Origin of the sequence: Rhizobium sp. GR12 (assembly GCF_036596185.1) — a bacterium.
Taxonomy (GTDB): Bacteria; Pseudomonadota; Alphaproteobacteria; order Rhizobiales; family Rhizobiaceae; genus Agrobacterium; species Agrobacterium nepotum.
Genome location: NZ_JASXTH010000002.1, coordinates 584,023 through 590,089 on the forward strand (window position 1 = coordinate 584,023; position 6,067 = coordinate 590,089).

A 6,067-nucleotide genomic window follows, 5' to 3' on the forward strand; every position below is an offset into this window, starting at 1 on the left:
TCCTGTTGATTGGCATTGCAAAATCGAATGATGCGCGGGATCAGCCGCGCAGGTGATGGGTCTTTTCGTAGATCGCGGTCGAGCGCGCGCCGGAACGGCAATAGCCGAGCATGGGGCGCTGCAATTCGTCGAGCGCATCCACCATGCCGGAAACGGCATCGGCGTCGACGCCGTAACGGCCGACCGGCACATGCACGATGGTGAGGCCCAGCTGTTCGGCACGCTCGGCAATATCGGCGAAAAGCGGCTGGCCCTCGTCTTCGCCGTCCGGGCGGTGGCAGACGATCGACTTGAAGCCGAGCGCCTTGACCTCATCGAGATCGGCAACGCTGATCTGTCCCGTGACCGAATATTCGTCGTCTATACGCCTGATATCCATGTTATGCCTCCGCTGAAACCGGCGCCTGCGCGCCGCTGGCACGCTCTCGCCACCGTCTGAAATCCGCATCCGATGTAAGGGCTCAAAACCCTTGCGTCAATGATGCGTGACCTCATTCGACAGGTCATTCAGAGAATGGAAAAGCGTAAGCCATAGGAGCGGCTTTCGCCCGGCTCCAGCATATTGAACTCGCCGGCAGCCTCAAGCTCGCTGCGATCCACCCAGCGATGCGAAACCGGCTCGATGCCGAGCACATTGGCCGGGTCCTGCTGGTTCCGCCACATCTGCAGATAAGGCAACGTCTCCGTTCTGAAGCGCACTTTCAGCGTCTTGCCGCCGATCGCAGCAATCGGACCAAGCGCGAGCGACGCCCACTCGTCGTTACCTGCGGAAACACAGAATACCGTGCCCGGCTCATCGCCAAAACGCCAGCCATGGCCGCCGCCATCCAGCATCGCGCCCTCAAGCCGAACGGCATCGTCAAAGAGGCGTGCACCGACATTCATGTGATACATGAGAAAGACCGGGATCGGCCGCGAACTCGTGTTGATGATCTTGTCATCAAGGCTGACCTCGCCGCTTTCGCCGTCGATCCGCCACGTACGTTCCAGAAGGGCCGTGCCGCCATCGGCAAGTTGAACGGGAACCTCGGCCCGTGCCAGCGCATTTGCCTCATGAAGCTCGAAGGCCGTTATTTTCGCGGGATGTGCGGAGAACGACCCATGCAACGGATATCGACGCCCCTCGCCGTCACCGTGGATCGGCTCGGGATGGCGGATATGATCGGGACCGCAGGTGAACAGGAAGCCTTCCAGCGAATGGTCGATGCGCGCATCGCCGTCGTCGGGAATGGCGCGGCCGGGCGCGATATCGATGCCATCGACGACACAGGAGCCAATATCGAAGACGGAGGTTTCATCGAGGAAAATGCGTGGCGATCTGCCAGCCTGAAACGAGCGCAAAACAACCTCCCTGTGGCGATAAAAACGCATGAATCACGGAAACGCTACTAATCGTGACGTAAATTAAGATTGCATTAACCGTGAATTCACCTTTTTCACAATAGGGTCAAGATTGCGGTGTGTTTATCGGTGAACGAAGTAAGGACAGCAGAATCGTGAAACAGTTTCTTAACGCAGCTCTGGGTCTGACAGTTGCCCTGGCGGCGGTTTTCGCCCCGCTACAGGCTGGCGCGCAGCAGCGTTATGGTTATGAGCAACCGGTTCTGGTGACCCCGGACGGCCGCGTGCTCGATTTTATGCCCCAACGCAGCGATATCGTCATCAGCCGCGACAATATGGGCCGCACCGTATTTTACGACCGCTACGGCAATCTGCTGGCCACCGAAATGCCCTCCGGCTATCAGCAACGGCAGCAGGCGCAACAGCGCGACACCACCTATTATCCCCCCGCCCCCGGCGGCCAGTATCGTGAGCCGCAACGCGACTACGGCTATCAGGACAATGGCAGCGTGCGTGACTACCGCGAATATCGCGGCAACGGTTCCGGCGACGACGTCTACACCGGCTCGGTTCCCGGCCCCGGCGCCGTTGAAAGCGCGCCGCTCGACCAGACGATGCCGGGCGAAAGCACCACGGCGGCCGTTCCGCAACCGGAGCATCTGATCGAGCGCCACACGCCCGTCACCACGCCGGTCAACCGCTCCCGGCAGGAGATCGTCGCCCTTCAGACCTTCCTCGACCGCGAAGGCATTTCGCCCGGCGTGATCGACGGCAAGATGGGCGACAACGTCAACAAGGCGATAGCCGCCTGGCAGGATATGACGGGCGAAAAGCTCGACCCGAACAATTCCGACGACATTCTGGAGCGTCTGCGCGCTTCCGGCGGCATGCCGATCGTCGATTACACCATTACCGCAGCCGATGCCGCCGGCCCCTATGTCGCATCCATTCCGGACGACTATGCCCAAAAGTCGCAACTGCCCGCGCTCTCCTTCACCTCCACTTCGGAGGCGCTGGCCGAACGTTTCCATATGGATGAGACCTACCTGAAGGAACTGAACCGCGGCATCGATTTCTCCGTGCCCGGCACCATCATCAAGGTCGTCAATCCCGGTGAGACGAAAAAAGGCCAGGTGGCCCGCATCGTTGCCCATAAGGGCATCAAGCAGGTCTTCGCTTACGGTCAGGACGGCAATCTGATCGCCGCCTATCCAGCCACCATCGGCTCGACGGACACACCCTCGCCGAGCGGCACGCACACGGTCGAGCGTGTCGCGCTCAATCCGGGTTACACCTACAATCCGAAGATCAACTTCAGGCAGGGCCAGAACGACAAGATCTTGCAAATCCCGCCAGGCCCGAACGGCCCTGTCGGCACGGTCTGGATCGCCCTGTCGAAGCCGACCTACGGCATACACGGCACGCCAGAACCGTCGAAGATCGGCAAGACCAACAGCCACGGCTGCATCCGTCTTACCAACTGGGATGCGACGGAGCTGGCGAAAATGGTCCGCCCCGGCGTCGTGGTCGAATTCGCGGAATAGATTGAACACACGCCGTCACCCCGGACTTGATCCGGGGTCCCGCACGATCAAGTCCTTGATCGCAAAAAAGCCTTTCCGCAGCGCGGACGCGCCGTGGCTGGATGCCGCATCATCCTCGGGCCTGACCCGAGGACGGGCGTGACGGAGGCAAGCTTGTCGCCCGCCTCTTCCCGTTTTTTAAAGTACTATCCGCGTTTTTCGGTGAGGAAATAAAGCAGGGCCGCCACCGGCAGCGCAAAGCCGATCCAGGAAGCCGCAGCCCATTCCCCAACGGAATAGGCCCAGCCGCCCACGGCAGACCCGATTGCCCCACCCATGAAAAACGTCGCCATGTAGACGCCGTTCAGCCGGCTGCGGAATTCCGCCCCGAGCGTGAAGATGGCACGCTGGCCGAGCACCAGATTGGTGGTGACGCCGAAATCCAGAACGATGGCCGCGACGACAAGAATGCCAAGCGCCAGATGCGATCCTTCGGGTGCAAGATGCGTGACGGCGAATGACAGCGCCACCGCCACGAGGGCGGCGAAGGTTGCCACATAGGTCCAGCCCCGGTCAGCCATGCGCCCCGCAATCGGCGCGGCAACGGCACCGGCAGCACCGGCAAGGGCAAACAGCGCGATCTGACCCTGGCTGAGATTGAAATGCGGTCCACTCAGATAAAGCGGCGTCGTGGTCCAGAACAGGCTGAAAGCGGCAAACAGGAAAGCGTGATAGATCGCCCGGCGTCGCAGGATGGGCGTATGGGCGGCGAGCCTGCCCATGGAGGCCATCAACGCGCCGTAACCCAACCTTGCCTCAGGCACTCGAACGGGCAAAAGGCGGTAGAGGACAATGGCGAGAATTGCCATGACGGCCGCCGATGTCAGGAAGACACCGCGCCAGGAAACCACTTCCGACAAGAGGCTGGAAACCGGCCTTGCGAGCATGATGCCGACCATCAACCCGCTCATGACATTACCGACCACCCGCCCGCGAATGGCATGCGGCGCCATATGGGCGGCATAGGGAACAATGACCTGCACCGCGACGGAACTGACGCCAACCAGAAAGGCGGCGATTAGAAAAGGTGCCGCATGCGGCGCAAAAGCCGCCGCCACAAGCGCCAGAACCGCCATTGAAACGGAACTGACGACCAGCCTGCGATTCTCAACCAGATCGCCCAGCGGCACGACGAACAGCAGGCCGACGCCATAACCGATCTGCGTCAGCGTAACGATCAGACCGGTTGCGCCGGCAGAAAGACCAAGCTCCGCGCCGATGATACCGGCAAGGGGCTGGCCATAATAAAGATTGGCCGCAATCAATCCGCAGGCAGTTGCCAGCAGAAAAGTCAGGACCGGGGAAATGGATGTTTCGTAAACATCCTCCCCGTCAACTACACGCGTCGTCATCATTTTCTCCAATATGGAAACGAATATTTCCTAAATAGCTGCAAAATCACTCGGCAAGCTTCATGGCGATATCCACCACGGCCGTCATCTCTTCCAAGCTGCGCCCGGTCTTTCCCACCACGCGCATGCCGTACATCATGCACAACATCGCTCTGGCAAGATCATCGGGATTGGCTTTCGAAGGCACCGAACCGTCCTTTTGCCCCTCCGCTACAAGGCGGGCGACGATGCGCTCCCTTGCCTTCACGGCGCGCCCGACTACGACCGCAATGTCGTCATCCAAGGCGGCAAGGTCGGCAGCTGCGCCGACGACGAGGCACCCTTCGGAGCCGACGGCCCCATGCGACCGTTCCGCATAGAACATCAGGCCCGCTTTCAGTCGCTCATAACCGGTGTCGTATCCGGCGACAGCGGCTTCGAAACGCTCCGTCTGCAAAACTCTATAGCGCTCCATCGTGGCGATGAAGACGGCCTTTTTATCCTTGAAGGCTTTGTAGAGACTGCCCTGCGCCAGCTCCATCGCCTCGGTAAGATCACCAACGGACGTGGCGTGATACCCGCGTCTGGAAAAAACGCGGATCGCTCCATCAAGCGCGCGTTCGATATCGAACTCGCGCGGCCTGCCGCGATGGCGCTGTTCCTGGGAGTTGGTGTGGTTGGCATCGGTCATGGTCGACATATAGGAAACGATCATTTCCAAATCAAGCGAATAATAATGCCCGCACCGAAAAAGGCCCGGGCATGGGGAGTGTCGTTTAAGCAGCCTTGCGGGTGAAAAGGCGTGCGGGTTGCATGCCGAGCCTCAACAGGCGTTTCGGCAAAAGACCGAGCACCTCGTCCGCGAATGCTTTCGCATTCCCCAACGCCTTGTCGATATTGCTGACCTTGTCCTTATCGAGACAGAGAAGCGTGCCGCCATAATCGAAAATATCGCGATAGGCGGCCCTCTCGACGATCGCGGTGTTGAGAACCGAAACGTTCTTTTCAGCCAGCAGCATTTTGACGAGAAGCAGGGAACGTGTCGCCACCATGGCGTTGACCCGCGTCAAAACGATGGAATGGGCAATCGCCCTACCCATCTTGCGGTTCAGGAATTCGATATGGTCCAGAACCTCGGCAGCCCCGCGCGCATCCATGGCGCAGCCCTGAACCGGTATCAGCACATGATCGGAAATTCCGAGCGCCATGGTCAGAAGCGGGTTTTTCGCTCCCGGCAGATCGATGATGAAACAGTCGGTATTGGCATTGTTTTCGCGGATATGGCCCTCGAGGGAGGCCATCGTCACATGCGAAATCACCGAGAGATTTTCGATCTCGCCTGATAATTCGTGCCAGCGGGAAATCCACAATTGTGGATCGGCATCCAGAACCGTCACGCGGTGGCCGCTGCGGGCCAGTTCGGTTGCCAGAAGCAGCACGGCAGTGGTTTTTCCCGCGCCGCCCTTGGTGTTGGCAAAAGTAATGACAGGCATGATATCCCCTGATGATCAGAGCCGTTTCATGCTCATTCACGCACCGAACCAATCATGGTGCTTTCCATAACCTTAACGAACATGGTTAAGAAAAGACTAAGAGCGGTTCCGAAGCTCGGCCTTGCCGCCTGTTTCTTCTCCCCGCCGGGGAGAAGGTGGCCCGAAGGGTCGGATGAGGGGGCAACTCAGCGATAGACCGCACCCTCGCCCCCTCATCCCGCTGCCGCGACCTTCTCCCCGGCGGGGCGTGTTGCAAAACACCTTGTTTCGGCCGTCTGACAGGGGGGAAGGCCGTGTTTTGGCCCCACCGTCCTGTGGA

6 protein-coding genes are annotated in these 6,067 nt (G+C 59.8%); 1 reads left to right on the forward strand and 5 read right to left on the reverse strand.

Translation table 11 applies throughout. The features are described from left to right. Positions 1-40 precede the first annotated feature (40 nt). Both QSK43_RS05820 and QSK43_RS05825 read right to left on the reverse strand, forming a co-directional pair. A complete protein-coding gene (locus tag QSK43_RS05820; RefSeq protein ID WP_332302617.1) occupies positions 41-379 on the reverse strand; it encodes a TIGR01244 family sulfur transferase in 339 nt (112 codons plus the stop codon). Between the two features lie 128 nt (positions 380-507). Then, positions 508-1,341: an aldose 1-epimerase family protein gene (locus QSK43_RS05825; RefSeq protein WP_332302618.1), complete on the reverse strand. Its 834-nt coding sequence runs from the start codon at positions 1,339-1,341 to the stop codon at positions 508-510. A gap of 155 nt (positions 1,342-1,496) precedes the next feature. Between QSK43_RS05825 and QSK43_RS05830 the strand changes: the two genes are divergently transcribed. Then, entirely contained in the window at positions 1,497-2,885 is a 1,389-nt protein-coding gene (locus QSK43_RS05830; protein ID WP_045018884.1) for a L,D-transpeptidase family protein, read from the forward strand. A gap of 185 nt (positions 2,886-3,070) precedes the next feature. Here the strand turns inward: QSK43_RS05830 and QSK43_RS05835 are convergent, their stop codons facing one another. The 3 genes from QSK43_RS05835 to QSK43_RS05845 form a co-directional block, all read right to left on the reverse strand. Continuing rightward, on the reverse strand, positions 3,071-4,276 hold the full coding sequence (locus tag QSK43_RS05835) for an MFS transporter (RefSeq protein ID WP_332302619.1): 1,206 nt from the start codon (positions 4,274-4,276) through the stop codon (positions 3,071-3,073). A 46-nt stretch (positions 4,277-4,322) separates the two neighbouring features. Beyond that, entirely contained in the window at positions 4,323-4,970 is a 648-nt protein-coding gene (locus QSK43_RS05840; RefSeq protein WP_332302620.1) for a TetR/AcrR family transcriptional regulator, read from the reverse strand. 61 nt (positions 4,971-5,031) lie between these two features. Next, entirely contained in the window at positions 5,032-5,748 is a 717-nt protein-coding gene (locus tag QSK43_RS05845; RefSeq protein WP_332302621.1) for a ParA family protein, read from the reverse strand. Positions 5,749-6,067: the final 319 nt, after the last annotated feature.

Coding starts and splice junctions, on each gene's coding strand:
- QSK43_RS05835 (WP_332302619.1), bottom strand. CDS start 4,276: ATGACGACGCGTGTAGTTGACGGGGAGGATGTTTACGAAACATCCATT.
- QSK43_RS05840 (WP_332302620.1), bottom strand. CDS start 4,970: ATGATCGTTTCCTATATGTCGACCATGACCGATGCCAACCACACCAAC.
- QSK43_RS05845 (WP_332302621.1), bottom strand. CDS start 5,748: ATGCCTGTCATTACTTTTGCCAACACCAAGGGCGGCGCGGGAAAAACC.
- QSK43_RS05820 (WP_332302617.1), bottom strand. CDS start 379: ATGGATATCAGGCGTATAGACGACGAATATTCGGTCACGGGACAGATC.